The organism is Chryseobacterium sp. HNCC26DJ238, from assembly GCF_057180465.1.
On the sequence record NZ_JBXUGI010000073.1, the window covers coordinates 1 to 376 of the forward strand.

At 46.0% G+C, this 376-nt stretch carries 1 pseudogene; it reads left to right on the plus strand.

What is annotated here, in order from left to right:
- A pseudogene (locus tag AC2A07_RS19760) lies at positions 1-376 on the plus strand (T9SS type A sorting domain-containing protein); the annotation flags it as partial.

The window sequence follows — 376 nt, forward strand, 5'->3', positions numbered from 1 at the left end:
GTTTTTAATCGGCGGCTACACGCAGGCAGAGGGAAGAATTGAAGCTGATGATGAAACTTTCTGGATGCTGTACCTCGACCAGAACGGAAATGAACAATGGAGAAAGCACGTCAAAGGAGAATCCAGGAAGAAAGAAGAACGGTTATCGGATATCAAACTGAACCGTGACGGATCTATTATTTTGGCAGGAACCAGTGCTGAGGAACTGGGCAGAGAAAACTGGAAGATCGTGAAACTGGGAGACAGACAGATTGACCAGCTGATCGAAAAGCAGGACATTAAGATCTACCCGAATCCTGTTTCAGATTATGCGTACGTAGAAATCGGTTTTGACCCTTCGACATCAGGTCAGGGTTTCAAAGAAGCGGACATCACG